Raw genomic sequence first — 25765 nt, forward strand, 5'->3', positions numbered from 1 at the left:
CGATCGGGCGTGACCAAGATGACCGGGAAATTACTGGTACCTCCGTACCAATTTCGTCATACTAGTACGCGTGTCCCAGTCTGCCCACTCCGAAGGCCGCACCACGCTCGCCGACTACCGCGCCGCGCTGACCGCCCCTGGCTCGCGCGGCCCGGTGATCGCGTCGATCCTCGCCCGGCTCCCGATCGCGATGATCGGCATTTCCGCGCTGCTGTACGTGCAGCGCGAAACCGGTTCGTTCGCCGCCGCCGGGCTGGTCTCCGCGAGCTCGCTCGCCGGGGTCTCGGTGGGCGCGGTCGTGCAGGGCAGGCTGATCGACCGGTTCGGGCCGAGCCGTCCGCTGCTGGTCGTCGCAGCGGTGTTCGCGCTGTCGATGGCGTCGCTCGCGATCGCGATCGAGGCGCACCTGCCGACGTTCGTGCTGATCCCGCTGGCCGCCGCGACCGGGCTTTCGGAGCCGATGGTCGGCTCGGCGTCGCGGGCGCTGTGGACGAAAATCCTGCCGGAGGGGCCGGCGCGCAACGCCGCGCTGTCCTATGAGGCGATCAGCATGGAGGTCTTCTTCATCCTCGGCCCCGGCATCGCGGGCCTGCTGATCACCGCGCCGTGGGCGGGCACCGGCATGATCGTCGGCGCGATCACCATGGTCACCGGCGCGGTGCTGTTCGCGCTGAACCCGACCGTGCGCGCGTGGGGTCCGGCCCCGAAGGCGAAGACGCCGCTGCTCGGCGCGCTGGCCAGCCCCGGAATGCGGACGCTCGCGCTGGCCGCGCTCGGTTTCGGCATGGTGATCGGGTTCGTGGAGGTCGCCGTGCCCGCCGCTGCGACGGAATCCGGCCACCCCTCGCTCAGCGGTCTGCTGCTGTCCGCGTGGTCGTTGAGTTCGGTGGCGTTCGGCGTGGCCTACAGCCTGCACCCGTGGCCGCGCCGCCTGGGCCTGCGCCTGCCGATCCTGCTGGGCGGCTTCGGTGCTTTCGTTGCCCTGCTTGCGCTTCCGTCGAGCCTGTGGGCGCTGGCACTGCTGATGCTGCTGGCCGGCGCAATGATCACGCCCCAGTCGACGACCCACTCCGCGGCCATCGAGGTCGTCGCCCCGCGCGGCACCGCGGCAGAGGCATTCGGCTGGGTCCTCACGGCGGTGACGCTGGGGCTAGCGGCAGGCCAATCGGTGAGCGGCTACCTGGTCGAACATTCCGGGACGGCTGCTGCGTTCCTGGCGGCTGGCGTGGCGGGTGTCGCGCTGGCAGTGGTGGTGTGGCTGCTGCGCGGGACTGTGCGGGCTGCTTCGCCGGCGCCTGCTGACGGTGCTCTTGTTGGGGTTGCTGGGTAGCTCGGCTCTTCCTACGGCTGGTGTCGCTTCGTCACTGTTGGGGCACCGCTCGAGCCTGCTTGCCCGCCCCTGCGCGACTCGCTTCTATCCGCGGATGGTGCCCGCCTCGCCACGGTCGAGGAACCACCCGAGCCCCCTTGCCCACCTCACCCGGCAGCGCCGCCGGGTAGCCGTTCCCGGGTTTTCTCGGGCCGGGTGGCCCCATCCTCACTGGCGGGTCTCCTCTGTTTCCGCAGCTCAACCACCTTGTCCGCCGTTTTTGTCGGTGGCCGCCGCTACTTTGCGTGGCATGGATCTCACATCCTTCGTGCGGCCGCTGGCGGCGGTCGCGAGCGCCGCGGCCCGACTCCTGTCGAGGCAAGCCCGCCTGCGTTTGCGGGCGAACGCTGACGGCCTCGTCGTGTCCGGGAGCGATCGTGATTTGGCCGTCCAGTTGTCCTGCCCGGCGACGACCCATCTCGACGGCGAGGTCGTAGTACCAGCCGCGCCGTTCGCCGAAACGGTCCGCATGCTGGATGTCGACCAGGTCCGGTTAGCCGTCGAAGGAACCCGCCTCGCGATCCGAACGGACAGTGCCCGCTTCGCCCTGCCTTTGCTGGACCGCGACCTGCTCCACGTGCCGGAACCGCCACCCCTGCTGTCCAAAGTAGACGGTGCGGCCCTCGGCACGGCTTTGCGCACCGTCGCGGGCACCGCCGCCAAGGACGACCCACTCCCGATCTTCACCGGCGTACGAGTGCAATCAATCGGCGGCGAACTGTGCCTGACCGCCTCGGACCGCTACCGCATGGCCGTCGCCCGCCTGCCGCTGCGGGAGGTCCGGGGACCCATCGACGTCCTGGTCCCAGCCACCCTGCTGACCGAAGCCGCCCGCCACAGCGTCGGTGCCATGGGACTGCACGCCGACCCCAGTCACTTCGCCCTGAGCTGGGCAGGAGGCACCGTCACCACAGCGGTCCTGGACGCAGGCTTCCTGTCCGCGGACTCCATCCCGTCCGACGCGGTAGACACAGAAGTCGAGGTAGGTGCCGACGAGCTAGCCGCAGCCATCCGCCGAGTCGGCGTCTACTCCGAAGACCGCCGAGTCCTGACCCTCGAAGTCGGCGACGCCCACCTCCGCCTGGCCAGCGCCCGCCAAGACACCGGCGAGGCAGAAGAACACCTGAAAGCAAACGTTTGCGGCGGCCGAACGTCCCCGTCCTTCCAGGCCCGGTACCTGCTGGACGCCCTAGCCCCGTTCAGCGGAGAACGCGTCCGACTGGCAATCCAGCCAGGGCTGCGAGCGTGCGTCCTGACCCCAGCCGACGAGGACGGACGGGAGGTGGCATTGAAGTACTACTTGATGCCGATGCTGTCCCGGTAACCGGCGAATGCCGACTCGGGCTTCGGCCTGACGGCTGGCTCGCACCGGGCGGGGTGCGAACCGGAGTCGTCACGGGTTCGGCCGCGTGGTGGCGGCCGAACGGCGGGCCAATGCCGGGGCGAGTGGCCAGGCTGGGCGGACTGCACTGAGCCGGGACGAGTCGAGCCGGACTGGGCTGGCCGAGCCGGGCCGAGCCGGGCCGAGCCGGGCCGGGCCGAGCCGGGCTGGGCTGGGCTGGGCTGAGCGGCGCAAAGCGCAGCCGCACCATGCCCACCTCGGGCCAAGTCGCGCTCAGGCGGGCCGTGGTGGGCCAGAAGCCGTCTCGCACGCTGAGCGTGCTCCGGGGCCGGGGCATGTCGCCGTCGGTTGGCCGTGGGCACTTCCGGCGGTCCGCCGTGCGCGGAAGTGCGCGGCGACGGGCCAGACGCCGTCTGCGCCCATGCCACCCCGGCCTGCTCTGGGGCACCCGAGCGAGCCCACAGCCGCCGAGCCGGTGCGGCATGCCCGGGAAACCGCCAGGGCACTAGGGCTAGGGCGCACCCGAGCGAGCCCGCAGCGGCTGGGCCGGTGCCGCGTGCCCGGGAAACCGCCAGGGCGCTCGGGCTCGCCCGAGCGAGCCCAGAGCAGCGGGCCTGTGCGGCACGCCATGGCACTAGGACGACCCGCGGCACGGCACACGCCCGGCGGCAACGGTCTCGCACGCGGAGCGTGCCAGGGCCTGCGCAGCCACCAGCCGCGCGCCTGAAGCATCCCCAGGCTCCACTCAGCGCGCCTGAAACAACCTCAGGCAGCCGACTCCGCAGCCACCGCAGCCTTGACCTCGTCGAAAGTCGGGTTCACCAACGCGGTCGACCCCACGATTACCGTGGGCACCGTCTCGTTGCCGTTCGCTACCTCGCGCACTCGTTCGGCCGCGCCCGGTTCTTCCCAGATGTTGATTTCCCTTACCGGCAAACCGCTTTCCAGCAGGGGGCGGCGCAGGGCTGAGCAGAAGCCGCAGCCTGGGCGCCAGTAGAACTCGACCTCGACGTTGCTCATTGTCCGTCCTCCGAAGACGCCCGTAGATACTCCAGTTGTGCGCGCACGCTCGCCTCGGCCGGTGCCCACAGCGCGCGGTCGACGTCGGCGTACACCACCTCGACCACTTGCCGCGGCGTTGCGTCTTCGCCGAGCGTTCGCAAGGCGGAACGCACCTGATCCAAGCGCTGTTCCCGGTGCTCCAAATACTCCCGCGCGGTGGCGGGCAGGTCCGGCAGCTCCGGGCCGTGGCCGGGCAGGCCTGGGGTGCCGGTCGGGAGTGCGATCAGTTTGCGCAGCGAGCGGAGGTAGTCGCCCAGGTCGTGCAGGACCGTCGTGCCTCGGCCGAGGATTGTGTCTCCGGTCAGGATCTGGCCTCCGACCAGCAGCGACACTGAATCGTCGGTGTGGCCGGGGGTGTGCAGGACGGTGAAGTCCAGGCCACCCGCCGAGAAGGAGTCGCCGTCGGCGAACGCGGGTGCGTCGATGCAGAGGGAAGCGTCGAAGGCTCGTACCGGCGCGCCGGTTTTCGACGCCAACCAGAGGGCGCCTTCGGCGTGATCCGGGTGGTGGTGGGTCAGCAGGATCAGCTCGACCGGACCGACGGCGGCGAGCTTCTCCAGGTGCTCCAGATCGTGGTAGCCGGGGTCGACGACCACGGCGGCCGCGGCGTCGCCACCGCGCAGCACCCACGTGTTGGTGCCCTCCAGGGTCATCGTCGAAGGATTGTTTTCCAGCAGCACCGACGCGGTTTCGGAAACACGGCGCAGCACGCCATAAGCGGGAGCGGTCACTCAGGACTCCGAAGTATCGAGGACAACGCGGATGTTCTCGCCGTCCCGGACCAGGGTCGGCACAGTCTTCACGATCTCGCGCGGCTCGGCGAGCACCGCATCGGCCTGCGAGAACTCGGCGAGTTCGACGAGCGTCAGCCACGTCGGCGGCATCAACGCGCGACGGCCTTCGCGCGCGTCCGCGACTGCCTCGGCGGGCGGTTGCCAGCCGGCGGCAGCGGCTTCCGAGGTCGCGCCGTCCGCGCGCTGGCCTTCAGGCAGCTTCGCGACGAAGAAGCGGGTGTCGTATCTACGCTGTTCTTGCGGCGGCGTGACCCAGTGCGCGTACGGGTGCAGCAGGTCCGCGCGCAACGTGAGACCGGCGTCGGCGAGGAAACCGGCGAGCGAGATTTCCCGTGATTCCAACGCTTTCCGCGCTTCGTGGTACGGCGTGACGTCGGCGACGACCGCGTCCTCGGTCCCGGCCAGCAGCACGCCGGACTCCTCGAACGTCTCCCGAACCGCGGCACAAACGAGAGCGCGGGCGAGGCTTTCGTCGCAGGTGAACTGCTCGGCCCACCACGACGGCGGCGGCCCGGCCCACGCCACGGAGGCGTCGGCGTCGCGCGGATCGACCCCGCCGCCAGGGAACACCGTCATCCCGCCGGCGAACGCCATGCCCATGACGCGGTGCTGGAGGAAGACCTCCACGCCGTCCGAAACGTCCCGCAGCAGGATCACCGTGGCGGCGTCCTTCGGGGTCGCCGGCGGGCCATCCGCGTTGTCCCGGATCGCGATGCCGGGACGGGCGGGGATGTCGAAAACGAATTCACGCGGCCGTTCCACCCGGGCAACATACCTCGCAATCCGTACGCGTCGCGGATTACTTGTGTCACCTCGCGGCAGGAACCCGCACGGACTCGGAGTCGCTCAGGGCGGACTTCCCGAACCGCAACCCGAGCCAGCCCAGAACCGCCGTCGCGCGCGTCCGGTCGGCCGAAAGCCGTGAAGGGCTCCTTGCGGGAATCTGCTTCCCTCAAGGAGCCCTTCACGGAACAACAAGGGGCTCAGGACCAGTGCTGGTCCCCGCCGGAACGGGACGCGCCGTTGAGCCGCAATCGGGCAGCCTCGGCACGCTCGCGCTCAGCCAGTTCCTCGTGCAGCTCGCGCAGCAGCGCGCGGTCGCGTTCGGACAGGCTCGGATCGTCCAGATCCAGCGCGGGCAGCTCGACCACCTCGTGCATGCTCGGCTTGCCCGCGGCGATCTCGCGGCCCTTCTCCGGGTCCTCGGCCAGCGCGCGCCGCAGCTGCGCCACCTCGGACGGGGTCAGGTCCGACGTGCGCTCGGCACGCGTTTCCGACCCGGCCGTCCTTGGCCGCTCCGAAGACGCGGCGGGCTCGGCCGCCGGCTCCGGCATCGACACCGGCTGTGCGGGCACGGCCTGCACGATCGGCACCACCGGCGCGACCGGGACCACCGGCTCGGCGGCGGCTACCGGTTCCGGTTCGGGCTGACGGTGCCCGTGCCGGCTCGGCGCTTCCGAGACCGGTTCGGGGACCGGGGCCGAAGCGGGCGCCGGGGCGCTGCGCTGCGGCGTCGGTTCCGGCCGGTAGTCGGGGGCCGAATGCGTGCTGCCGGTGACCCACACTGGGCTCGCGACGGCGCCCGCGGCCTGGTGGTAATCCGACTGCGGGATCCCCGGACCGCTCACCTCCACGACCGAGCGGATGCCCGCCCGGCGCAGCGCGGTGTCGACCCGGAACGCGACCGCGGGCGGGTTGCCCTCGGGGCCGAGTTCGACCAGCACGACCCGCTGCGGCAGCGCGCCCGGCACACTGCCCGCCGGGGTGTTGCGCCACACCGCGTGCACGGAACGCACGTCGGGCAGCACCTGCAAGGTCCGGTCGAGCGCCTCGGCGAGACCGAACTCCGGCTGGTTGTCGCCCGTGAACCGGTGCGTGTGCATCGGCTCGTGGTCGGTGACCAGCAGGTCGTTCGCGAGCGTCGCGTCCGACCGGCTCATCTCGAGCACCAGCGCCAGCTCGCGCTGTTCGGCCTCGCTCACCGCGATCCGGCCCGCGATCAACGTGCCGGTGGTGAGTTCCACCGCCTCGTCGATGTGGGCACGGGCGATCAGTTCCCGCGCTTCGGTGAGCGCGCTGTCGTCGATGCGGCCCGCCAGGGCCAGCAACAAGTTATGCAGGCGCAGGGGCACCGAGAACCCGTCCATCGGGCCGTCGTGAACCTCCACCATGGCTCTGCTCCTCCCAGCTCGCCTGGCGGCAACGAGCGTTAAGCGGCGACAAGTCGATGACCGGCGCCCGCGGCGCCTACGCAGACCAGCTCGGACTCGGCGAGCGCGGCCCGGTGGTACCCGGGAAGGTCGAAGCGCGGCGGGATGACCTCGACACTCGGTTCCTCGTCCCCCATGACCCGCAGCACCCGCTGCAGTTCACCGGTGAGCCGGGGCTGTCCCGCGGTCGCCGTCACCAGCAGGACTCGCTTCGCCCCGCCCTCGCCGGAAGCGCCGAGGCGCCGCCAGCTCTGCCGTACTTCCCCCACATCCGCGCGTCCACGCAACGTCGCGTGGAGCAAGACGGACACAGAGTCGACGGAGTTCACCCATTCGGGCGCACTCTGCGTGAATGTGTACCTGGTCTCGGTGACGTCGTCTACCCCCAGGGTCGAACTCACCTGGTGCCAGTCGGCGCCGTGCGGGATCAGACCGGCCACGAGCAGGCGGTACTCCGCCTGGTCCAAATCGATCCTGTGCTTGAGCAAAGACCTCGGCAGGGTCCGCGCGAGCGTCCCCATCGCGCCTTCGCCGAGCCAGTCGCGGAACCGCCACAACAGCTGGTCCGGCGTACGGCCGGCGAGCCGCAGCAGCAGTTCGTGCAGGGACTGTTCGATGTCGGGATCCATCACTTCACCTCCACGATCAGTTCGACTTCCACCGGCGACGCGATCGGAAGCTCCGCGACGCCGACGGCAGAACGAGCGTGCACCCCGGCGTCGCCGAAGATCTCGCCGAGCAGTTCGGACGCCCCGTTCACGACCGCGGGCTGGCCGGTGAAGCCCTCCGCGGAGGCGACGAAACCGACCACCTTGACAATCCGGACAACAGAGTCGATGCCGACGAGGGCGTGCACCGCGGCGAGCGCGTTCAGCGTCGCCGTGCGGGCGTGGCCCTTGGCTTCCTCCGGACTGACCTCGCCGCCGACCTTCCCGGTCGCGGCGAGCGCGCCGTCGACGAAGGGCAGCTGGCCGGAGGTGTAGACGTGCGAGCCGGAGCGCACGGCCGGCACATACGCGGCCAGCGGTGCGGCGACTCCGGGCAGTTCGATGCCGAGCTCGGCGAGCCGGTCGCTCCAGGTCAACGCCGCCCCCTCAGCTCTTCGGCCGCTTCAGGTACGCGACGTGCTGTTCGCCGCTCGGGTTGGGCAGCACGGTCACCAGCTCCCAGCCGTCCTCGCCCCACTGGTCGAGGATCTGCTTCGTAGCGTGGATCAGCAGCGGGACGGTGGCGTACTCCCATTTGGTCGCACTCATGACTCGGGAGCGTAACCAAGCGGGCAAGGCCCCTCCGGACCGCCGCCGCCGAAAGCCCGTCACCCGTCCAGGGGAGCGCCTGGTAGGCCGGGTGAGTGTGGGTCAGTTCACATCCGATCGTCGCTCGCTAGCGTGGGCGCGTGGAGACCTGGCGGATCGTCGCGACCGTGCTGCTCGCCGTGGCCGGGGTGCCGCTCGTGCTGGCCGTGATGGCCAAAACGCGGGACCGGGTCAACGATTCGGGCCAGGTGGCGATCGCCGGGGCGGTCACCCTCACCGGGCTGATCGTGGTGGCAGTGCTCACGCTGACCGTGCTGCCCGGCGTGGTGACCTGGATCGTCGTCGCGGTGGTCGCCGCTGCGGTCAGCGTCATGATGCTGGCCAGCTGAGCACCGGTTTAGTGTTGAGGATGTGACCACACCCTCCGCCGGCTGGACCGACGAGCTCGCCAGGGCCCGGCTGCACTTCGTCACCGGCAAGGGCGGAACCGGCAAGACCACGCTCGCCGCGGCGCTGGGTCTCGCACTCGCCCGCAATGGCCGCCGGGTGCTCTTGATCGAGGTCGAGGGACGGCAAGGCATCGCACAGCTTTTCGACACCGAACCGCTGCCGTACGCGGAACAGCGGATCGCGTCGGTCCCGGGCGGCGGCGAACTGCGCGCGCTGCACATCGACGTCGAAGCGGCGCTGCTCGAGTACTTCGAGATGTTCTACAACCTCGGTTTCGCCGGGCGGACGCTGCGCCGGATGGGGGCGATCGAGTTCGCCACCACGCTCGCGCCGGGCCTTCGCGACGTCCTGCTCACCGGGAAGATCAAGGAATGCGTCGGGCGCACCGAATCCGACGGGCGCCACACCTACGACGCGGTCGTGGTCGACGCGCCGCCGACCGGGCGCGTGGTGAAGTTCCTCGACGTCACCAAGGCTCTTACCGACCTCGCCAAGACCGGCCCGATCCGCGGCCAGGCCGACGGCGTCGTCCGGCTGCTGCATTCCGGCGAGACCGCCGTGCACCTCACCACGCTGCTGGAGGAGATGCCGGTGCGCGAGACCGTCGAAGCGGTGGCCGAGCTCGACGGGGCCGATCTGCGGCCGGGCGCCGTGCTCGTAAACCGGGTCCGTCCGCCGCGGCTGCCCGCGCGTTCGGTGACCGCGGCCGCCGACGGCCGGGTGGACGCCGACCGGGTGCGCTCCGGCCTCGCCTCGGCCGGGCTGAACCTGCCGGAGGCGACGCTCGACGCGCTCGTGGAGGAAACCGTGGAGCACGCCGTCCGGGTCGCCGCCGAGCAACGGGCCCGCGAACAGCTCGCCGAGGCCGATCTGCCGACGCTGGAGCTGCCGGACCTCACCGACGGCGTCGACGTCGCCGCGCTCTACGAACTCGCCGAAACGCTGCAGGAACAGGGGGTGCGCTGATGCCCGCCGACCCGACGCTCGACGTGGACGCCCTCCTCGACGACCCGGACAGCCGCGTGATCGTGTGCTGCGGTTCCGGCGGCGTCGGCAAGACCACCACCGCGGCGGCGCTCGCGCTGCGGGCCGCCGAACGCGGCAGGCAGACCGTGGTGCTCACGATCGACCCGGCACGCAGGCTCGCGCAGGCGCTCGGGCTGCGCGAACTGGGCAATCACCCGAAGCAGGTGCGGGTCGAGGGCTTCGAGCCCAAGGGCGAACTGTGGGCGATGATGCTCGACATGCGCCGCACGTTCGACGACATGGTGCGCGTGCACGCCGGGCCTGAGCGGGCCGAGCAGCTGCTGCAGAACCCCTTCTACCAGACCATTTCCACGTCGTTCTCCGGCACGCAGGAGTACATGGCGATGGAGAAGCTCGGCCAGCTCGCGGCGACCGACGAATGGGATCTGATCATCGTCGACACGCCGCCGAGCCGGTCCGCGCTCGACTTCCTCGACGCGCCGACCCGCCTGTCCACCGCGCTCGACGGCCGGATGATCCGGCTGCTCACCGGTCCGGCGAAGGCGGGCGGCTGGGGTCTGCGCAAGGTGGTCAGCGCGGGGTTCTCGATGTTCGCGAAGGCCGTGTCGACGATCATCGGCGGCCAGTTGCTCGCCGACGCGTCGGCGTTCATGCAGGCCTTCGACAGCATGTTCGGCGGATTCCGCGAACGCGCGCGCAAGACCGCCGAACTGCTGCGGTCCTCGGGCACGTCGTTCCTCGTGGTGGCCGCGCCGGAGCCGGACGCGCTGCGCGAGGCGTCCTACTTCGTGGAGCGGCTCGCCGGCGAATCGATGCCGCTGGCCGGACTGGTCGCCAACCGCACGCATCCGGTGCTCGCGCCGCTGTCCGCGACCGAAGCGCTGACCGCTGCCGAGTCAGTGCAGAACGCGCCGCTCGCCGAGGCCGTGCTGCGGCTGCACGCCGACCGCGTCGCGCTGGCCGAACGCGAGAACCGGCTGCTGGCGCGCTTCACCCGCGCGCATCCGGAAGTGCCGCTGACCCGGGTGCCCGCGCTCGCCGGTGACGTCCACGACCTCGAGGGCCTGCGCGACATCGGAGCAAAGCTGACGTCGTGAGCGGCTGTGCGCGAAACACAGCCGCTCACGAGCAGGTTCAGCCCGCCGCGGCGGCCAGCGCGTCCCGCTTGGCCGCTTCGAGCAGGTCGGTCCAGCTGGTCACGTCCGGACGACGGCGCAGCAGGGCGCGCCGCTCCCGTTCCGTCATCCCGCCCCAGACCCCGAAATTGATCCGGCCGTCGAGTGCCTCGGCGAGGCATTCGGTGCGGACCGGGCACCCCATGCACACGGCTTTCGCCCTGTTCTGTTCGGCACCTCGCACGAACAACCCGTCGGGATCAGCGTCCCGGCACGAGGCATCGACCCGCCAGCCAACCTGATTGGTTTGCATACCCCCAGCTCCCTCATCTGGTGTATGGCACCAGCGAAGGCGAAGCTCCCGCTCCCACCCCCGCGAGCGTTTCCCACTGCGCCGCACGTCGGTGACGGCACCTCCCCGGTGCCGCTGCCGCCGTCCGGACCAGCCAGGCTCCCACCCGGGCTGCTCCGTCTGTCGGCATCTACGTGAGACGTTGACGGACTGTAGGGTCCCTCGGTTCCCTCCGTCGAGACCTAGCATGCATTCCGTTACCAAAGGTCACGACACGGGGGCCTGTTAATGATCGCTCGCGGGGGGCGCGCGGGCGTGAGGTCACGAAGGCGACACGGGGCTTCAGTACCCTGGCTTTCGTGCGCAAAACGGATGGTCTTTTCAAGCTCCTCGGCCTGTGCCTGCTGGCAGGGGTGCTGGTCGCCGGGATCATGTTCCCGGTGGTGGGCGCCGCGGGGGTCGTGTCCAACCAGGCGAGCGAAACGGTCGACAAGACGTCGTCCGACCTCGCCGACATCCCCCCGCCGCTGGTGACGACTATCACCGACTCCGGCGGCAAGCCGATCGCGACGCTGTACAAGCAGTACCGGATCCCGGTCCGCCCGGACCAGATCAACCCGGCGCTGAAGTGGGCGCTGCTGTCGGCCGAGGACAAGGCGTTCTACGAGCACCACGGGGTGAACTGGGGACGGACGCTGCGCGCCGCCGTCTCCAACACCGCGGGCGGGGACACGCAGGGCGCCTCGACGATCACGCAGCAGTACGTCAAGAACTACCTGATCAACGTCGTCTACCGCGGCGACAAGAACGGGCAGGCGAAGGCGCAGGAACAGTCGCTCTCGCGCAAGCTCAAGGAAGCCCGGATCGCGATCAACCTCGAGACCAAGCTCTCGAAGGACCAGATTCTCGCTGGCTACCTCAACATCGTCGAGTTCTCCCGGCAGATCTACGGCATCGGAGCGGCAGCGCACGCCTACTTCAACACCACGCCGGAGAACCTGACCGTCCCGCAGGCCGCGCTGCTCGCGGGCATCGTGAACAACCCGATCGTCCTCGACCCGTGGAACCACCCGGACAAGGCGACCAAGCGGCGCAACCTGGTGCTGGACCGGATGGTCAGCAACCAGAAACTGGCGAAGGCGGACGCGGACAAGTTCAAGGCGGAACCGCTCGGCATCGTGCCGGACACCCCGCAGAAGCCCGCGTCGAACTGCACCGGAGCCGGTCCGGAGAACGGGTTCTTCTGCCAGTACGTCCAGGACTACCTGCTCAAGTCCGGGATGACCGAGGACCAGCTGTACACCGGCGGCTACACGATCAAGACCACGCTGGACGAGAAGGCCAATCACGAGGCGAAGGTCTCGGCCGAAACCCAGGTGAGCAAAACCCAGAAGAACGTCGCGAACACGCTTTCGCTGATCCGGCCCGGCAAGGACCGGCACGAAGTGGTGGCGCTCGCGGCGAACCGGGACTACGGGATCGACGCGGATCAAGGGCAGACCACCTACGCGCTCCCGTCCGGCGTGTTCAACACCGGCGGCGCGGGGTCGAGCTACAAGATCTTCACCACCGCGGCCGTGCTGAACCAGCACATCGCGGGGATCTACAGCAACATCCCGGTCGGCAACAGCTACGTCTCGCACGTCTTCACCGGTGGCGGCAACCACTGCCCGGCGACCGGCCCGCCGCTGAACTCGCGCTGGTACTGCGTGGGCAACGCCGGCAACTACGGCGACTCGACCTCGCTGCAGAACGCGCTGGCGACCTCGCCGAACACCGCGTTCGTGGCGCTGGAGGACAAGATCGGCAGCACCGGGCCGGGCATCGACATGGCGGTCAAGCTGGGCATGCGCGAGACGATGGCGAGCAACCCCGGCGGCGGAAAGGTCGACCCGAAGTCGAACGACTCGGGCAAGAACCAGAGCCAGGCCCAGGCTTACGGCCCCAAGCCGAACTATCCGGGCACGGGTGCGTTCACGCTCGGCTTCAGCCCCACGAGCGGCCTGGAACTGGCGAACGTCGCGGCGACCATCCTGAGCGGCGGCAAATGGTGCCCGCCGACCCCGCTGGCGGCGGTGACCGACCGCGACGGCAAGCCGGTGCCGATCAAGGAAGCGGCGTGCGAGCAGGTCGTCCCGGAAGGCCTCGCCAACACCATGGCGGTCGGGATGAGCAAGGATGACCAGCCCGGTGGCACGTCCGCCAAGGCGGCCGAGGGCGTCGGCTGGAACCGGCCGCTCGTCGGCAAGACGGGGACGACCCAGAACAACGGCTCGGCGACCTTCGTGGCGGGCACGCCGCAGATGGCCGGTGCGGCGATGGTGTTCCGTCCGGAAGGCGGCACTGGCGGTATCTGCGACGGCGGCGTCGGCAACGTCTACACCTGCGGCAGGGGCAACATGTTCGGCGGCAATACCCCCGCACGGACCTGGTTCGGCGCGATGAAGAACATCATGGAGGGCCAGCCGGTCGTGCCATTGCCGCCGGAGGATCCGGCGTATACCAACTGAATCCGGTGAAAACGGGGCGGGAGACGCGATCTCCCGCCCCGTTTCGCTTGTCCGGGTTCACCCGTCGTCGTCCGACTGGTCCAATCCACCTCGACCCCGCGAAGCCCCGGTGAAACGGGAGGTCAAGCTCACCGACTGAGCCGGGGCCACCCCTCCGGATGGCCGAACACGTATCCTCGAACATGTGAGCACGCTCGGTAACGCCAGTCCGCCCGGGGGCACCGCGAAGCGGTTTGCCGTAGGGATCATCGCCCTCGGGGCCGCCACTCTCGGTTACGCCGTCGGCATCGAACGCCGTCGCTACATCCTGCGGACCGCCGAGTTGCCTGTGCTCGCGCCCGGTACGCCGCCGTTCACCATCCTGCACGTCTCCGACCTGCACATGCTCCCCGGTCACCAGGCCAAGCAACGCTGGGTCGCCGCGCTCGACGAGCTCGAACCGGACCTCGTCGTCAACACCGGCGACAATCTCTCCCACCGCACCGCGGTCCCCTCCGTGCTCCGCGCGCTCGGCCCGCTGCTGGACCGGCCGGGGCTGTTCGTCTTCGGCAGCAACGACTACTACGCGCCCAAACCCAAGAACCCCGCGCGCTACCTCATGCCGCGCGGCAAAAAGAAGCGCATTCACGGCACCCAGCTGCCCTGGCGCGACCTCCGCGCCGCCTTCGTCGAACACGGCTGGGTCGACCTCACGCACGTCCGCCGCACGGTCGACGTCGGCGGCCGCGCCGTCTTCGCCGCCGGTGTCGACGACCCGCACCTCCACCGCGACCGGTACTCCGACATCGCCGGACCCGCCGACACCACCGCGGCCGTCCGCATCGGCGTCACGCACTCCCCGGAGCCGCGCGTCCTCGACACCTTCGCCACCGACGGCTACGACCTCGTCCTCGCCGGCCACACCCACGGCGGGCAACTCCGCATCCCCGGCTACGGCGCGATCATCACCAACTGCGAACTCGACCGCAGCCGCGCCCGCGGCGCCTCCCGCTGGGGAGCCCGGATGTGGCTGCACGTCTCCGCCGGACTCGGCACCTCCCCCTACGCCCCCGCCCGCTTCGCCTGCCCGCCCGAAGCGAGCCTGTTGACGCTGGTCCCGCGCGGATCCGGGGCCTCCGACCCCCGCAAACCAGCCCCGCGTAAAGCCGCGAAACCCGTCCGCTAGACTTACTCTCGACCCGCTAAGCAGTACCTCGGGGTGTGGCGCAGCTTGGTAGCGTGCCTCGTTCGGGTCGAGGAGGTCGTGGGTTCAAATCCCGCCACCCCGACGCATGAAGGCCGGGTAGTCACGAGATCGCGACTACCCGGCCTTCATAGTTTCGCCGCCTTCCCGGGTTCGCCCGAGGACCGGCAGTGGCCTTGCCCGGCCGGTCCGGAGCTCCCGGCGCAGTGTTCGTCCTTGATCGCCTGCTCCCCGTGCCGATCGCGAAGTCACGATCCGGGCGTACGCGGAAAGCAATTGCCTTTCTGAGGCAGTGCGAAAATGCGCGGCTCAATTTATCGGCCACGGTATCGTGCCGAAATGCCAGACGACAGCCGGAACTTCCGGACTGCGAGAACGGTAATCCTGGTTCTCGGGCTCGCGCTGATCGCATCGGGAATCGCCGCGGTGTGCGGGCTTGTTTTGCGTTGCGCTCGGGGCGATACCCGTCGTTCTCGCGGCAGCGGGTGTGTTCAGCACGTAGCGGTCAACTCTTGCCAGCACTGCTGAAAGTCCCCCACGGCGGCCGTTCTTGCCCAGGACCAGGCGGAACGAGCCGCGGAGGTCAGTTGGTCACGCTCGTTCGCGCCGGATTCCGACAGGGCGACGGCCAGCCGGGATTCCATGTAGGCGGCCAAGGATCGGTAGGACAGGTCTTCCCGAAAACGAGCGCGTTCGACGATGTCGGTGAATCCTGCGTCGGCGACGTGGGCGGCGATAGCGCGGCCCGCGAAAGGGTCTCCGCCCGCGCGGCGGCGCACGAGGTAGTAGCCGCGCAGTGCGGCGTCCACGTTTGCTGTTCTGGGCCGGATTTTCGCGCGGCTCCAGTCCGGCGCGGCCAACGCCAGCCTGCCTCCAGGGCGCAGGATGCGGCGGATTTCGGTCAGAGCCGCGTGCGGGTCGGACAGATGCTCGAAGAGCGAATGAGAGAACACCACGTCGATCGATGAAGCCGCAAAGGGAAGTGCGTAGACCGCTCCAGCCACATAGTCCGCTGTCGACGGCAAAGCCGGTTCCGGTGGACAGACGTCGACGCAGACCACCCGCACGGCCGGGGTCAGGGCACTGAGAAGCGAACCTTGCCCACAACCCAGGTCCAGGACTCGTGCGCCTGGGGTGAAGAGTGATCGGGCGAACGCGGCGCGGTCACTCGCTGTGCGCGTGTTCATCGTCGACAGCGCGTCTTGGGCATAGCCCGGCGCGTAACCCTCCAGCACCCCGCACAGAGTACGGGTGGAAGGTGGCAGGATCGAGGGGTGAGCACGCAGTCAGGCAACCAAAATCCGCCCGCGGTGGTCCCGGACCGCCTGTTCGACGACCCCGAAGCCGAAAAGCGCTGGCTGGCGCGGTTCCACGCGCCGCGCATCTCGGTGCCCGAGTGGGCCCGCGACGCGCCTGAGGCCAACGTGTACGTCTCCAACGCCAGTGGCGTATGGGAGGTTTACGCGTGGGACCGGGCCACCGACAGTCACCGGCGAGTCACCAACCGGCCCAACGGCACCCTGCACGCGACGCCCTCGCCCGACGGAACAGCCATCTGGTGGTTCGACGACACCGACGGCGACGAGTTCGGGTCCTGGCGCACCCAGCCGTTCGACGGCGACAGTTCCGCGGCGGTCAAAGCACTGCCCGATATTCACGACGGATACCCGGCCGGTCTGGAAATCGGCCAGCGAGTGATCGCGGCCGGTGTTTCGACCGACGACGGCAGCGAACTCTTCGCGAAAATCGACGGTGTGACCGAGCGGTTCTATCAGCACGCGGACGACGCGGGGATCGCGTCGATGTCGCGCGACGAAAGCCTGCTCGCCATTTCCCATTCCGAGCACGGGGATTCCCGGCACCCGGCGTTGCGCGTGCTGTCCACTGACGGGTTCGCCACCGTCGCGGAGAAGTGGGACGGCGAAGGAAAAGGCTTGCAGGCACTGGAGTTCTCGCCGCTGCCGGGCGACCAGCGCGTGCTGGTCCTGCACGAACGCCGCGGTCGCGAAGAACTGCTGGTGTGGGACGTGCAGGCGGACACCGAAACCGAACTGCTGATCGATTTGCCCGGCGAGGTCGTCGCGGACTGGTATCCGGACGCACGCGCGTTGCTCGTCGTGCACTTCCATGAGGCGCGTAGTTCGTTGTACCGCTACGACCTCGACACCGGCGAACTGTCCGCTGTGGACACTCCGGCCGGACGGATCGGCGGCGCGGGCGTGCGGCCGGACGGGACCATCGAGTACTCGTGGTCCAGCGCCGCGGAGCCCGCAGCGGTCCGTGCCCGCGCGGCCGACGGCACCGACTCGGTCCTGCTGACGCCGCCGGGCGAGCGCGCGCCGCGTTCGTCGCCGGTCACCGACGCGTTCGTCGAGGGGGTCGGCGGCCGGATCCACGCGCTGGTTTCCCGTCCGGCGAATGCTCCCGAAGGCCCGTTGCCGACGGTGTTTTCGCTGCACGGCGGCCCGCACGCGGCTGACGAGGACCGGTTCTCCGCCTACCGCGCGACCTGGCTGGACGCCGGATTCGCCGTGGTCGAGGTGAACTACCGCGGCTCCACCGGCTACGGCTCGGCGTGGCGCGACGCCATCGAAGGCCGCCCTGGCCTGACCGAACTGGAAGACGTCGCGGCGGTGCACGACTGGGCAGTCGAAAGTGGACTGTCCGATAAGGACAAGTGCGTCGTGAACGGCGCTTCGTGGGGCGGATACCTGACCCTGCTGGCGCTGGGCACCCAGCCGACCCGATGGGCCGCCGGCGTCGCGGGCGTGCCGGTGGCCGACTACGTGGCCGCGTACGAGGACGAGATGGAGCAGCTGCGCTCGTTCGACCGCGCCCTGTTCGGCGGCTCCCCGGCGGACGTGCCCGCGGTGTACCGCGAGTGCTCGCCGCTGACGTACGTGGACGCGGTCGCCGCCCCGGTCCTGATCCTGGCCGGCGACAACGACCCGCGCTGCCCGATCCGGCAGATCGAGAACTACCTGGACCGCCTCGCCAAGCGCGACGCACCCCACGAGTTCTACCGCTACGACGCCGGGCACGGCTCGCTGGTGATCGCCGAGACGATCAAGCAGACGTCCATCGAGGTGTACTTCGCCTTGCGGGCGCTGGGAATGCGCTGACGGTTCGGGCCGCCCAGGGGTCTGCCCGGATCACAGCCCGCGCTTGGCGCCCTTCAACTGCGCCATCGCGGCATCGTCACCCTCGTAAGTCACCTGCACCGCGTCCCGCCCGAAGACGAAAAGCAGCAGTTCCACCGGCTCGCCCACCACCGTGACCACCGGGGCGCCCGACTTCACCGAAGCCGACTGGCCGTCCGGGGTCCGCAGCACCACCCCGACCGGGGACTTGCGCAGGTTCAGCTTCGCCGTCCGCGTCGCGAGCCGCCACGCCGCCCCGTCCCGCGACGGATCGGCCGGGCGCGGGGTCCAATCCGGTTGTGCCCGGCGGACATCCTCGTGGTGCACCAGGAACTCGGCGCTGTTCGTCGCCTCGTCCACCGGGCCGATGGACGTCGGCCAGAACCGGGACGGGCCTCGGCGGACCTGGGCGACCAGGTCGTCCCACGGACGCGCCGCGACGCCGTCCTGCACCTTCTGCGTGTGCCCGGCCAGCGCGGGCACGACGATCCCCGGCATCGCGTCCGGCCGGTGCTCCCGCACGACCAGATGCGCGGCCAGGTCCCGCGTCTGCCAGCCCTCGCACAGGGTCGGGGCATCCGGGCCGAGCTGCTCGAAGAGGTCGCTCAGCGCTTGGCGTTCATCCTTGGCAAGGCCCATGTCAGCTAGGTTACTCGCCAGTTAATGGTGGAAACCGGTCGACGTGGCCGGGTCGTGCTGCGGGGACGGCTGCCGGTTCAGTTCCGGAAGGATCCGCTTCAGGTCGCCGAGCAGCAGGTCAGCCAGGTCGTGGGTGAAGCCGTTGCGGACGACGACGCGCAGGACCGCCAGGTCGGTGCGGTTGTCCGGGAACGTGTACGCGGGCACGAGCCAGCCGCGTTCGCGGAGGCGGCGGGACACGTCGAAGACGTCGAACGAGGTGACATCCGAACGGGTGGTGAAGGCGAATACCGGCAGCTGGTCGCCGCGGGTGAGCAGTTCGAACGGCCCCAGTTTGGAGATCTCCTCGGCCAGGTAGGTCGCCACGTCGCGGGAAGCTTGTTGCACCACACGGAAACCTTCGCGGCCCAGCCGGACGAACGTGTAGTACTGCGCGGCGACTTCCGAACCGGGGCGGGAGAAGTTGAGCGCGAAGGTTGGCATGTCGCCGCCGAGGTAATTGACGTTGAACACCAGTTCCTCGGGCAGCGCCGCCTTGTCGCGCCACACCACCCAGCCGACGCCGGGGTACACGAGGCCGTATTTGTGCCCGGAGGTGTTGATCGACGCGACGCGCGGCAGCCGGAAGTCCCACTCCAGGTCCTCGTCGAGGAACGGGGCGATCATCGCGCCGGACGCGCCGTCGACGTGCACCGGAATGTCCCAGCCGGTTCGCTCCTGCAGCGCGTCGAGGGCGGCCGCGCCCTCGGCGACCGGCTCGTAGCTGCCGTCGAAGGTCGAGCCGAGGATCGCGACGACGCCGATGGTGTTCTCGTCGCAGAGCTTCACCGCTTCTTCCGCGGACAGGTGGTACCGGTCGCCCTGCATCGGCACCAGGCGCGGCTCGACTTCCCAGTACTCGCAGAACTTTTCCCAGCACACCTGGACGTTGACGCCCATCACCAGGTTCGGCTTCCCGGTGCGGCCCAGTTTCGACCAGCGGCGCTTCAACGCCATTCCGGCGAGCATGCACGCCTCGGACGACCCGGTGGTCGAGCAGCCCATGATGTCGGCGGGATCCGGCGCGTGCCACAGGTCGGCGAGGATGTTGACGCAGCGCCGCTCGAGTTCCGCGGTCTGCGGGTACTCGTCCTTGTCGATCATGTTCTTGTCGACGCACTCGGCCATCAGCTCGCGCGCCTGCGGCTCCATCCACGTCGTGACGAACGTGGCGAGGTTGAGCCGCGCGTTGCCGTCGAGCATCAGCTCGTCGCGCACCAGCTGCAGCGCCGTGTCCGGCGGCAGCGAATCGTCCCGCAGCCGGTCGCGCGGCATCGTGAAGTCCGCGGCGAGCGCCGGATTGCTCCCCGCGTACAACGGATTCGTGCCGGTCTTCCGGTCTGCCCGATCTTGTTTCCCCTGATGCAGCACCATGTCAGCGAACCTACTGCCGGGCACCCGCGACGACCACCGGATGAACGAAAAGCCGTCCGCGACAACGGCGGACGGCTTTTCGTCAGGCGGCGCGGGTCAGGCCTGCTGCGCCTGCCACATCCAGTGCGCCTCTTCCAGCGCGCGGGTGATCTCGATGAGCAGGTCCTGCGTCACGAGGTCGCTCTTGTCGGTCTCGTCGATGCGCTTGCGGAGCCGTTCGATCAGCGCCGCGAGCGTGTCGACGATCGCCGCGATGGTCGATTCGACGGACTGCCAGTTGTCCGGGTACTCCGGCGCACCGGAGGTCGCCACGACGGTTTTCGCCTTGCCGTTGGGCGAAACCCCGATCGCGGCGGCGCGCTCGGCCACCTCGTCGACGTACTGCCGCGCGGTCGACACCAGCTCGTCGAGCTGCAGGTGCGCGCTGCGGAAGTTCTGGCCCACTACGTTCCAGTGCGCCTGCTTCGCGATCAGCGAGAGGTCGATCAGGTCGGCGAGCGTCGCCTGCAGCGCGTTGCCGGTGATCTCCTTGTCGGATTCGGAAAGCGGGCTCTTGATCGGGGAAGTGGTCATCTCGGGTGTCCCTCCTCTGTCTTGGGTCAGACGGTGGTGGTCAGCTCCACCTCGATGTTGCCGCGGGTCGCGTTGGAGTACGGGCAGACCTGGTGCGCCTGCTCGACCAGCTGGTCGGCGTCGGCCTTCGCCAAACCGGGCAGCGAAACGTCAAGGCGCACGCCGAGCTGGAACCCGACGTCCTTCTTGAACACGCTCACCGAACCGGTCACCGTCGCGGCGGGCAGCGCGACCTTCGCCTGCCGGGCCACGGCCTGCAGCGCGCTCAGGAAGCACGCGGAGTACCCCGCGGCGAACAGCTGCTCCGGGTTGGTCTTGTCGCCGCCGGGACCGCCCATTTCCTTGGGGATCGCCAGCGACTCGTCCAGCACGCCGTCCGAGGACGTCACGTCGCCGTTGCGGCCTTCTCCTCGCGCGGTCGCGACGGCGGTGTAAATCGGCTCGGCCATGCGTGTTACCTCCTCATCGGGGACGCCTCCGGAGTCAGCGTCGCAATGAGTTCAACGCCCCGCATCCGCGGAACCGTGCCCCGGCATGGCAGTCATCACCCCGGGAATAACCGGGATTCGAGGAGGGGAAACCTCAGCGTGAGCGAAGCAACGCGTGCTCCGCGACCTGCTCCCCGATGAGCCGCAACGTGCGGACGCTCTTCTCGTCGGACGCGCCGCCGCCCTCGTCGAATTTCGTCTCGGCGGAGTTGATCGAACCACCCAGCGGGGTGGACCAGCCGCGCAACGCGTGCGTGATCGTGCGGAGCTGTTCGAGCGTGGTGACCGCGGCCTGCCAGCCGTACGCGACGGCGGCGAGCCCCACCGCGCGGCCGTCGAGGTAGGGGCGGGTGTCCTCGCGGAGGTCTTCGATGTAGTCCAGGGCGTTCTTGACCAGCCCGGACAGCCCGCCGTGGTAACCGGGCGAGACGACGATGAGCCCGTCCGCCTGGCGCACGCCCTCGATGAGCTTCCGCGCGCGTTCGTCCCGCTCCGGGGTCGCGGTGTCGTAGAACGGAAGGACCAGCTCCGGACCGGGGATCAGCTCGGTCACGACGCCGCGTTCCTCGGCGGCGGCGAGCGCGATGCGCAACGCGCGCTCGGATTGCGAGCCCTCGCGCAGCGAGCCGCCAATGCCCAGCACCTTGACCTTTTGTCCCGAAGTCACTTCCGACCTTCCTCCCCACCACCACCCTCAACGGAGTGGCTGCGCCACGCTGGCCTGTTTTGAGGCTAACCCCTCCACCTAACTGGAGGACCAGGATCTGAGACGGAGGCCTGGGTCACACACCGACTGGACCAACGTACCTACTGGCAAGTAACCTCGGCTCATCCGGCGTTCGAGGAGGAACGATGGCCATTCCGCTGCAGATCCGCGCCCAGGCTGCCGCCGCGCAGTTGCTGTTCTGGCTGCCCAGGCCGGTGCGCAGGCTGATCGCCGGAGCACCGCTGCGGCTGGACGGCCAGGAGCTCGCCCTCGACGCCCAGTTGCTGCTGCGGTTGCAGAAGCTCTCCGGTGCTTCGCTGGTCAACGGGTCGGTCGAGCGGTCCCGGGCGCTGCTGGAAGCGAGCCAGCACCTGGTCAACGGCAAACGGATCGACCCGGTCGCGACCCGCGACGTCGCCATCCCGTCCGGCGACGCGTCCCTCGAAGCCACCCTCTACACCCCGGCCGGCCTGCCGGAACCGTCGCCGCTGCTGGTGTTCTTCCACGGCGGCGGATGGGTCATCGGCAGCCGGGCCACGCACGACAACGCCGCGCGCTACCTCGCGAAACACGCCGGGGTCCGGGTGCTGTCGGTGGAGTACCGGCTCGCGCCGGAATGCCCGTTCCCCGGACCGGTGGAGGACGCGCTGGCCGCGTTCGACTACGCGCACGCCAAGGCGGCCGACCTCGGCGCGGACCCGGACCGGATCGCGGTGGGCGGCGACAGCGCGGGCGGCAACCTGTCCGCCGTCGTCGCACTGGAGGCGACCCGGCGGGGCGGACCGGCCCCCGCGTTCCAGCTGTTGATCTACCCGGCGGTCGACTTCACTACGCGACGCCGGTCTCGCGAACTGTTCGGCGAAGACCTCTTCCTCACCGACGAGGCGATGGTGTGGTTCGAGGGGCATTACGCGCCGGAGGGCGTCGACAAAGCCGACCCACGGATGTCGCCTTTGCTCGCGTCTGACCACAGTGGACTCCCGCCCGCCTACATCGTCACCGCGGGCTTCGACCCGCTGCGCGACGAAGGCGAGGCGTACGCGGAAAAACTGCGTGCGGCGGGCGTTCCGGTGGCGGTCAGCAGGCAGGCCGACCTGATCCACGGATTCCTCAACTTCGCCGGAGTGGGGACCCGGTTCCGCGAGGCGATCGCGGAGATGGCGGGCGCGCTGCGGGTGGGGCTCGCCAAGCGCTCGTGAGCGGGGTTGCCGGTTAGGACGGATGCCCGAGCGCGGACACGCTGCGAGCGGGGCACGCCAACCGCTTGTGAGCGGGGTTGTCGGTCAACATTCAACATCCGAACCCGGACATGGAACGGAGCCTGGCGCGGCGAACCGCACCAGGCTCCGGGCCTTTCCCCCTCCCCGTCAGGCCGTTCAGGTCCCAGGCACTGGCACCGGGGCGGGCACCGGCGGGGCCGGCAGCGGTGGCGTCGGCACCGGAAGCGGCGGTACCGGCACTCCGCCGAGCAGCCCGGCCAGCAGGCTGGTGACCGCGGCGAGCAGGCCCTTGACCAGGTCGCTCACCGCCTTGAGCGGTCCGGGCAGGTCCGGCAACGGCGGGATCGGCAGCGGCGGGATCTGCCGCGGCGTCGCAGTCGGGTCGCCGAGGAGCCGGTTGGACTCGTCCGCGCGGACCTTCGCCGCCGACGAGAGTTGCTGGGTTTCGGATTGGACCTGGTAGCGCTTGCCCGCCGCGATGTCGGCGAGCACCGGGCTGAGCCGGGTGAGGTCCGCCCTCGTCTTGGCGACATCGCCGGCGTACGCGACCTTGGTCAGGTCGTCCCGCATCTGCAGTACCTGCGCGGCGACGGCTTGAGTGGCCGAGGACCCCTTGCCGCCCGCCGGGCTCGCGGAGGCCATCCCCGAGGTGCCGACGGCCAGCAGACTGCCCGCGGCGACCACAGCGATGATCCGCCCGATCTTGCCTTTCATTCTTTACCTCCCTGGCCTCTGGGACCTGCCGGGTAAATCGATACCCGCCGTGTCGGCCCAACACCAGCCGATCACCGGATAGGGAGTTTTTCTAACCCTTACGTGCCGAATCCAAGAATCGGGAACCGGCCCGCAATTGATTAACGTGGACGGCTTGCGCGTCCCCCGACGATCACGGACCGCGGACCTGAATCTGACTCATAGTAGCCGGATTGCCCGAACGGCGGCATCGCTCACCCACACAGGCGTAGTTCGTGATCGATTACCTTCATCACCCTGTCGGGACGCGCGATCTCGCTCGTCCGACCGTGGGGGTCCCCCACGCACGCACCGCCGCCCGCATTCGGGTCCGCTCCCCTTTTTCCTGGGGACCTCCGCCGCTTCGACCGGAAAACTCCAAGGTCGGCGCAGAAATGTGAAAAACTGTTCGCGAATGGGCGGCGAGAATGCTTTTCCGTGCTGCCGATGAAGTTATCACCCAGGTCGCGCTCGCATTTTCCGGGTCCGCCGAACGCCTGCACGACACCCGGACGGGTGGCGGGTGCCGCTCAGCGAGTGTGACGAAAAGAAGTTGCACGCTCGTACCAACTCTTGCTCTCATGGGGTACGTGCCTTTTCAGCCTTATCGCCGCGTCCTGAGCGTCCCCGGCCTCCGCCCGTCGATGGCGCTGATGTTCTTCGCACGCGTGCCCATGACGATGACCGGCGTGACGCTGACGCTGTACGTCGTCAGCGGCCTCGGCCGGGGCTACGGCGCGGCGGGCGTCGTCGGCGCGGCGGTCACCTTGGGCATGGCGCTCGGCGCGCCGGTGATCGGGCGCACCATCGACCGGTACGGCCTGCGCCCGGTGGTCGCGGTGTGCGGGTTGTCGTCCACCGCGTTCTGGTTCGCGGCTCCGCACCTTTCGTACGAGGCGCTGGTGGTGTGCGCGCTGCCTGCTGGCGTGCTGTCGGTGCCCGCGGGTTCGCTGGCGCGGCAGATCCTCGCCGCGCTCGTGCCCGCCGACCAGCGGCGCGCGGCGTACTCGCTGGACACGATCCTGGTCGAGGCGTCGTTCATGATCGGCCCGGCGGCCGGGATCGCGGCGATCTCGCAACTGTCGGCGACGCTGACCTTGAGCGGCATCGGCACCATCTTCGGCGTCACCGCGCTGCTGATCTTCCTGCTCAACCCGCCGATCCGGAACGAGGACGAACTCGCCCCGGCCGGCATCGTGCGGCCGCCGCTGCGGTCCTGGCTCACCGGACGGCTGCTGGCGACCCTGCTGATCGCCGCCGGAACGCTGTTCTGCCTGGTCGGCACGGAGGTCGCGACGCTGGCGGCGCTGCGCTCGCACGGCGACGTCGGCTGGACCGGCCTGGTCATCGCGGTGATGTGCGCGGCGTCGATGATCGGCGGCATCGTGCACGGCGCGGTGCGGAAGTCGCTGCCGCAGGGGTTGCTGATGCTGCTGCTCGCGCTGCTGGTGATCCCGGTCGGGCTGGTGACGCAGCCGTGGTGGCTGCTGATGCTCGTGCTGATCCCGACGAACCTGGTCTGCGCCCCGACGCTCGCCGCCACCACGGAGGCGGTCAGCGAACTCGCGCCGCCCGCCGTCCGCGGCGAGGCGATGGGCCTGCAGGACGCGTCGACGCGGCTCGGGCTGGCCGCGGGGAGCCCGGTGGTCGGCTTCGCGATCGACCATTCGAGCCCGGCGTGGGGTTTCGCGGCGGCCGGATTCGGCGGACTGGCGCTGGCGGCGCTGGGGCTGGTGTGGTCGCTACGCCGGAGCTCGGTGCGGACCCCTTCGCTGGCGGCTGCGGTGCGGGCTCGCCGCTGAGCTGTTGCCGGGCGCGGTCCGCGACGCGGACGTCCGTGAAGGGGCCATTCACGGATCTCTGCGAAGGGTCAGGTGCAGGCTTTGCGCAGCCCGTCGAGCTTTTCCAGGTTCCGTTTGGTCCACCGGGCGATCACCCCGGCGTCCTCGAGGTGTTCCTTCTGCACCTGGACGTACGAATCGGCCATGCCGAGCAGGGCGTTCTTGACGTCCTCTTCCTTGACGTCGGCCGCCAGCTCGCGCAGCCGCCGTTCCTTGTCCTGCGCGCGGGCCTTGAGCTTGTCGCCGTCCACCAACGGGTTCAGGTCCGCGAGGCCCAGAGCTTCGGTGCACGTGGAGACCTTGTCCACCGCTGAATTCGTCTGATTGACCGCCGAATCGACCTGGTCGCATCCGGCCAGCAACGTTCCGGCCGCGACCAAGGCGACCGCCACCCCCCAGCTCTTCATGCCATCAGGGTAGCGGCTCCCGCGGGCGCACCGGCG

26 protein-coding genes and 1 tRNA gene are annotated in these 25765 nt (G+C 69.6%); 11 read left to right on the forward strand and 16 right to left on the reverse strand.

The window, feature by feature from the left end:
* The first annotated feature begins 70 nt into the window (after positions 1–70).
* Positions 71–1330, forward strand: coding sequence for an MFS transporter (locus EIZ44_RS11330; protein WP_134728518.1), 1260 nt, complete (start codon positions 71–73; stop codon positions 1328–1330).
* 289 nt (positions 1331–1619) lie between these two features.
* Positions 1620–2693: a DNA polymerase III subunit beta gene (locus EIZ44_RS11335; RefSeq protein WP_134728519.1), complete on the forward strand. Its 1074-nt coding sequence runs from the start codon at positions 1620–1622 to the stop codon at positions 2691–2693.
* 783 nt (positions 2694–3476) lie between these two features.
* On the opposite strand, the gene EIZ44_RS11340 is transcribed toward EIZ44_RS11335, so the two are convergent.
* From EIZ44_RS11340 to sp36, 7 genes are all read right to left on the reverse strand, one after another.
* The gene (locus EIZ44_RS11340; protein ID WP_037808395.1) at positions 3477–3731 is read right to left on the reverse strand and encodes a glutaredoxin domain-containing protein; all 255 of its coding nucleotides are present in this window, start codon (positions 3729–3731) and stop codon (positions 3477–3479) included.
* Complete coding sequence (locus EIZ44_RS11345; RefSeq protein WP_134728520.1) at positions 3728–4504, reverse strand: MBL fold metallo-hydrolase; 777 nt, start codon at positions 4502–4504, stop codon at positions 3728–3730. The genes EIZ44_RS11340 and EIZ44_RS11345 overlap by 4 nt, the downstream gene beginning before the upstream one ends.
* On the reverse strand, positions 4505–5329 hold the full coding sequence (locus EIZ44_RS11350) for an NUDIX hydrolase (protein ID WP_134662048.1): 825 nt from the start codon (positions 5327–5329) through the stop codon (positions 4505–4507).
* 221 nt (positions 5330–5550) lie between these two features.
* Positions 5551–6738, reverse strand: a complete 1188-nt coding sequence (locus tag EIZ44_RS11355; protein WP_037808398.1) for a hypothetical protein — start codon at positions 6736–6738, stop codon at positions 5551–5553.
* A gap of 38 nt (positions 6739–6776) precedes the next feature.
* Positions 6777–7406 carry a hypothetical protein gene (locus tag EIZ44_RS11360; RefSeq protein ID WP_037808399.1) on the reverse strand — a complete coding sequence of 210 codons (630 nt, stop codon included), beginning with the start codon at positions 7404–7406 and terminating at the stop codon, positions 6777–6779.
* Complete coding sequence (locus tag EIZ44_RS11365) at positions 7406–7861, reverse strand: RidA family protein (RefSeq protein WP_037808400.1); 456 nt, start codon at positions 7859–7861, stop codon at positions 7406–7408. Before EIZ44_RS11365 ends, EIZ44_RS11360 begins: the two co-directional genes overlap by 1 nt.
* A 10-nt stretch (positions 7862–7871) precedes the next feature.
* Positions 7872–8033, reverse strand: a complete 162-nt coding sequence (gene sp36 / locus EIZ44_RS11370; protein WP_020664158.1) for a Sp36 family protein — start codon at positions 8031–8033, stop codon at positions 7872–7874.
* A 140-nt stretch (positions 8034–8173) separates the two neighbouring features.
* Here sp36 and EIZ44_RS11375 point away from each other — a divergent pair, with 140 nt between their 5' ends.
* Genes EIZ44_RS11375 through bagB form a run of 3 tightly spaced genes read left to right on the forward strand, consistent with a single transcriptional unit; the run spans position 8174 to position 10567 of the window.
* Positions 8174–8422, forward strand: coding sequence for a hypothetical protein (locus EIZ44_RS11375; RefSeq protein WP_037808403.1), 249 nt, complete (start codon positions 8174–8176; stop codon positions 8420–8422).
* A 22-nt stretch (positions 8423–8444) separates the two neighbouring features.
* Positions 8445–9449, forward strand: coding sequence for an ATPase BagA (gene bagA / locus EIZ44_RS11380; protein ID WP_037808405.1), 1005 nt, complete (start codon positions 8445–8447; stop codon positions 9447–9449).
* Positions 9449–10567 (forward strand): ATPase BagB, encoded by a 1119-nt coding sequence (gene bagB, locus EIZ44_RS11385; RefSeq protein WP_037808406.1) that lies wholly within the window; start codon positions 9449–9451, stop codon positions 10565–10567. Before bagA ends, bagB begins: the two co-directional genes overlap by 1 nt.
* A gap of 37 nt (positions 10568–10604) precedes the next feature.
* Here bagB and EIZ44_RS11390 read toward each other — a convergent pair whose 3' ends face one another.
* The gene (locus tag EIZ44_RS11390; protein WP_020664154.1) at positions 10605–10898 is read right to left on the reverse strand and encodes a WhiB family transcriptional regulator; all 294 of its coding nucleotides are present in this window, start codon (positions 10896–10898) and stop codon (positions 10605–10607) included.
* Positions 10899–11236: 338 nt separating this feature from the next.
* Here EIZ44_RS11390 and EIZ44_RS11395 point away from each other — a divergent pair, with 338 nt between their 5' ends.
* The 3 genes from EIZ44_RS11395 to EIZ44_RS11405 all read left to right on the forward strand — a co-directional run bounded on the left by EIZ44_RS11395 (position 11237) and on the right by EIZ44_RS11405 (position 14655).
* On the forward strand, positions 11237–13387 hold the full coding sequence (locus EIZ44_RS11395; protein ID WP_134728521.1) for a transglycosylase domain-containing protein: 2151 nt from the start codon (positions 11237–11239) through the stop codon (positions 13385–13387).
* 184 nt (positions 13388–13571) lie between these two features.
* Entirely contained in the window at positions 13572–14552 is a 981-nt protein-coding gene (locus EIZ44_RS11400) for a metallophosphoesterase (RefSeq protein ID WP_439098592.1), read from the forward strand.
* Between the two features lie 29 nt (positions 14553–14581).
* A tRNA-Pro gene (locus EIZ44_RS11405) sits at positions 14582–14655 on the forward strand.
* A 406-nt stretch (positions 14656–15061) separates the two neighbouring features.
* On the opposite strand, the gene EIZ44_RS11410 is transcribed toward EIZ44_RS11405, so the two are convergent.
* Complete coding sequence (locus EIZ44_RS11410) at positions 15062–15805, reverse strand: methyltransferase domain-containing protein (RefSeq protein ID WP_037808415.1); 744 nt, start codon at positions 15803–15805, stop codon at positions 15062–15064.
* Between the two features lie 39 nt (positions 15806–15844).
* Here EIZ44_RS11410 and EIZ44_RS11415 point away from each other — a divergent pair, with 39 nt between their 5' ends.
* Positions 15845–17692 (forward strand): S9 family peptidase, encoded by a 1848-nt coding sequence (locus EIZ44_RS11415; RefSeq protein WP_134728522.1) that lies wholly within the window; start codon positions 15845–15847, stop codon positions 17690–17692.
* Positions 17693–17722: 30 nt separating this feature from the next.
* Here the strand turns inward: EIZ44_RS11415 and EIZ44_RS11420 are convergent, their stop codons facing one another.
* The 5 genes from EIZ44_RS11420 to EIZ44_RS11440 form a co-directional block, all read right to left on the reverse strand.
* On the reverse strand, positions 17723–18349 hold the full coding sequence (locus EIZ44_RS11420; protein ID WP_134728523.1) for a TIGR03085 family metal-binding protein: 627 nt from the start codon (positions 18347–18349) through the stop codon (positions 17723–17725).
* A gap of 21 nt (positions 18350–18370) precedes the next feature.
* Entirely contained in the window at positions 18371–19762 is a 1392-nt protein-coding gene (gene gad / locus EIZ44_RS11425) for a glutamate decarboxylase (protein WP_134728524.1), read from the reverse strand.
* Positions 19763–19858: 96 nt separating this feature from the next.
* Positions 19859–20335: a DNA starvation/stationary phase protection protein Dps gene (dps, locus tag EIZ44_RS11430; RefSeq protein WP_037808424.1), complete on the reverse strand. Its 477-nt coding sequence runs from the start codon at positions 20333–20335 to the stop codon at positions 19859–19861.
* A gap of 26 nt (positions 20336–20361) precedes the next feature.
* Positions 20362–20784 (reverse strand): organic hydroperoxide resistance protein, encoded by a 423-nt coding sequence (locus EIZ44_RS11435; protein ID WP_009084505.1) that lies wholly within the window; start codon positions 20782–20784, stop codon positions 20362–20364.
* Positions 20785–20917: 133 nt separating this feature from the next.
* Positions 20918–21490 carry an NADPH-dependent FMN reductase gene (locus EIZ44_RS11440; protein WP_205673106.1) on the reverse strand — a complete coding sequence of 191 codons (573 nt, stop codon included), beginning with the start codon at positions 21488–21490 and terminating at the stop codon, positions 20918–20920.
* Positions 21491–21675: 185 nt separating this feature from the next.
* On the opposite strand from EIZ44_RS11440, the gene EIZ44_RS11445 reads away from it, so the two are divergent.
* A complete protein-coding gene (locus EIZ44_RS11445) occupies positions 21676–22728 on the forward strand; it encodes an alpha/beta hydrolase (RefSeq protein WP_134728525.1) in 1053 nt (350 codons plus the stop codon).
* Positions 22729–22905: 177 nt separating this feature from the next.
* On the opposite strand, the gene EIZ44_RS11450 is transcribed toward EIZ44_RS11445, so the two are convergent.
* Positions 22906–23463: a hypothetical protein gene (locus tag EIZ44_RS11450; RefSeq protein WP_037808428.1), complete on the reverse strand. Its 558-nt coding sequence runs from the start codon at positions 23461–23463 to the stop codon at positions 22906–22908.
* A gap of 671 nt (positions 23464–24134) precedes the next feature.
* Here EIZ44_RS11450 and EIZ44_RS11455 point away from each other — a divergent pair.
* A complete protein-coding gene (locus EIZ44_RS11455; protein ID WP_037809344.1) occupies positions 24135–25283 on the forward strand; it encodes an MFS transporter in 1149 nt (382 codons plus the stop codon).
* Between the two features lie 68 nt (positions 25284–25351).
* Here EIZ44_RS11455 and EIZ44_RS11460 read toward each other — a convergent pair whose 3' ends face one another.
* Positions 25352–25729: a DUF8711 family protein gene (locus tag EIZ44_RS11460; protein WP_037808429.1), complete on the reverse strand. Its 378-nt coding sequence runs from the start codon at positions 25727–25729 to the stop codon at positions 25352–25354.
* Positions 25730–25765: the final 36 nt, after the last annotated feature.

Source organism: Amycolatopsis nivea, assembly GCF_004522235.1.
In the GTDB taxonomy this organism is placed as follows: Bacteria; Actinomycetota; Actinomycetes; order Mycobacteriales; family Pseudonocardiaceae; genus Amycolatopsis; species Amycolatopsis nivea.

What these genes read in the sequence shown, in the direction of transcription:
- EIZ44_RS11450 (WP_037808428.1), bottom strand. Translation starts at nt 23,463, where the DNA reads ATGAAAGGCAAGATCGGGCGGATCATCGCTGTGGTCGCCGCGGGCAGT.
- EIZ44_RS11455 (WP_037809344.1), top strand. Translation starts at nt 24,135, where the DNA reads ATGTTCTTCGCACGCGTGCCCATGACGATGACCGGCGTGACGCTGACG.
- bagB (WP_037808406.1), top strand. Translation starts at nt 9,449, where the DNA reads ATGCCCGCCGACCCGACGCTCGACGTGGACGCCCTCCTCGACGACCCG.
- EIZ44_RS11355 (WP_037808398.1), bottom strand. Translation starts at nt 6,738, where the DNA reads ATGGTGGAGGTTCACGACGGCCCGATGGACGGGTTCTCGGTGCCCCTG.
- dps (WP_037808424.1), bottom strand. Translation starts at nt 20,335, where the DNA reads ATGACCACTTCCCCGATCAAGAGCCCGCTTTCCGAATCCGACAAGGAG.
- sp36 (WP_020664158.1), bottom strand. Translation starts at nt 8,033, where the DNA reads ATGAGTGCGACCAAATGGGAGTACGCCACCGTCCCGCTGCTGATCCAC.
- EIZ44_RS11390 (WP_020664154.1), bottom strand. Translation starts at nt 10,898, where the DNA reads ATGCAAACCAATCAGGTTGGCTGGCGGGTCGATGCCTCGTGCCGGGAC.
- EIZ44_RS11445 (WP_134728525.1), top strand. Translation starts at nt 21,676, where the DNA reads ATGGCCATTCCGCTGCAGATCCGCGCCCAGGCTGCCGCCGCGCAGTTG.
- EIZ44_RS11335 (WP_134728519.1), top strand. Translation starts at nt 1,620, where the DNA reads ATGGATCTCACATCCTTCGTGCGGCCGCTGGCGGCGGTCGCGAGCGCC.
- EIZ44_RS11340 (WP_037808395.1), bottom strand. Translation starts at nt 3,731, where the DNA reads ATGAGCAACGTCGAGGTCGAGTTCTACTGGCGCCCAGGCTGCGGCTTC.
- EIZ44_RS11435 (WP_009084505.1), bottom strand. Translation starts at nt 20,784, where the DNA reads ATGGCCGAGCCGATTTACACCGCCGTCGCGACCGCGCGAGGAGAAGGC.
- EIZ44_RS11460 (WP_037808429.1), bottom strand. Translation starts at nt 25,729, where the DNA reads ATGAAGAGCTGGGGGGTGGCGGTCGCCTTGGTCGCGGCCGGAACGTTG.
- gad (WP_134728524.1), bottom strand. Translation starts at nt 19,762, where the DNA reads ATGGTGCTGCATCAGGGGAAACAAGATCGGGCAGACCGGAAGACCGGC.
- EIZ44_RS11360 (WP_037808399.1), bottom strand. Translation starts at nt 7,406, where the DNA reads ATGGATCCCGACATCGAACAGTCCCTGCACGAACTGCTGCTGCGGCTC.
- EIZ44_RS11420 (WP_134728523.1), bottom strand. Translation starts at nt 18,349, where the DNA reads ATGGGCCTTGCCAAGGATGAACGCCAAGCGCTGAGCGACCTCTTCGAG.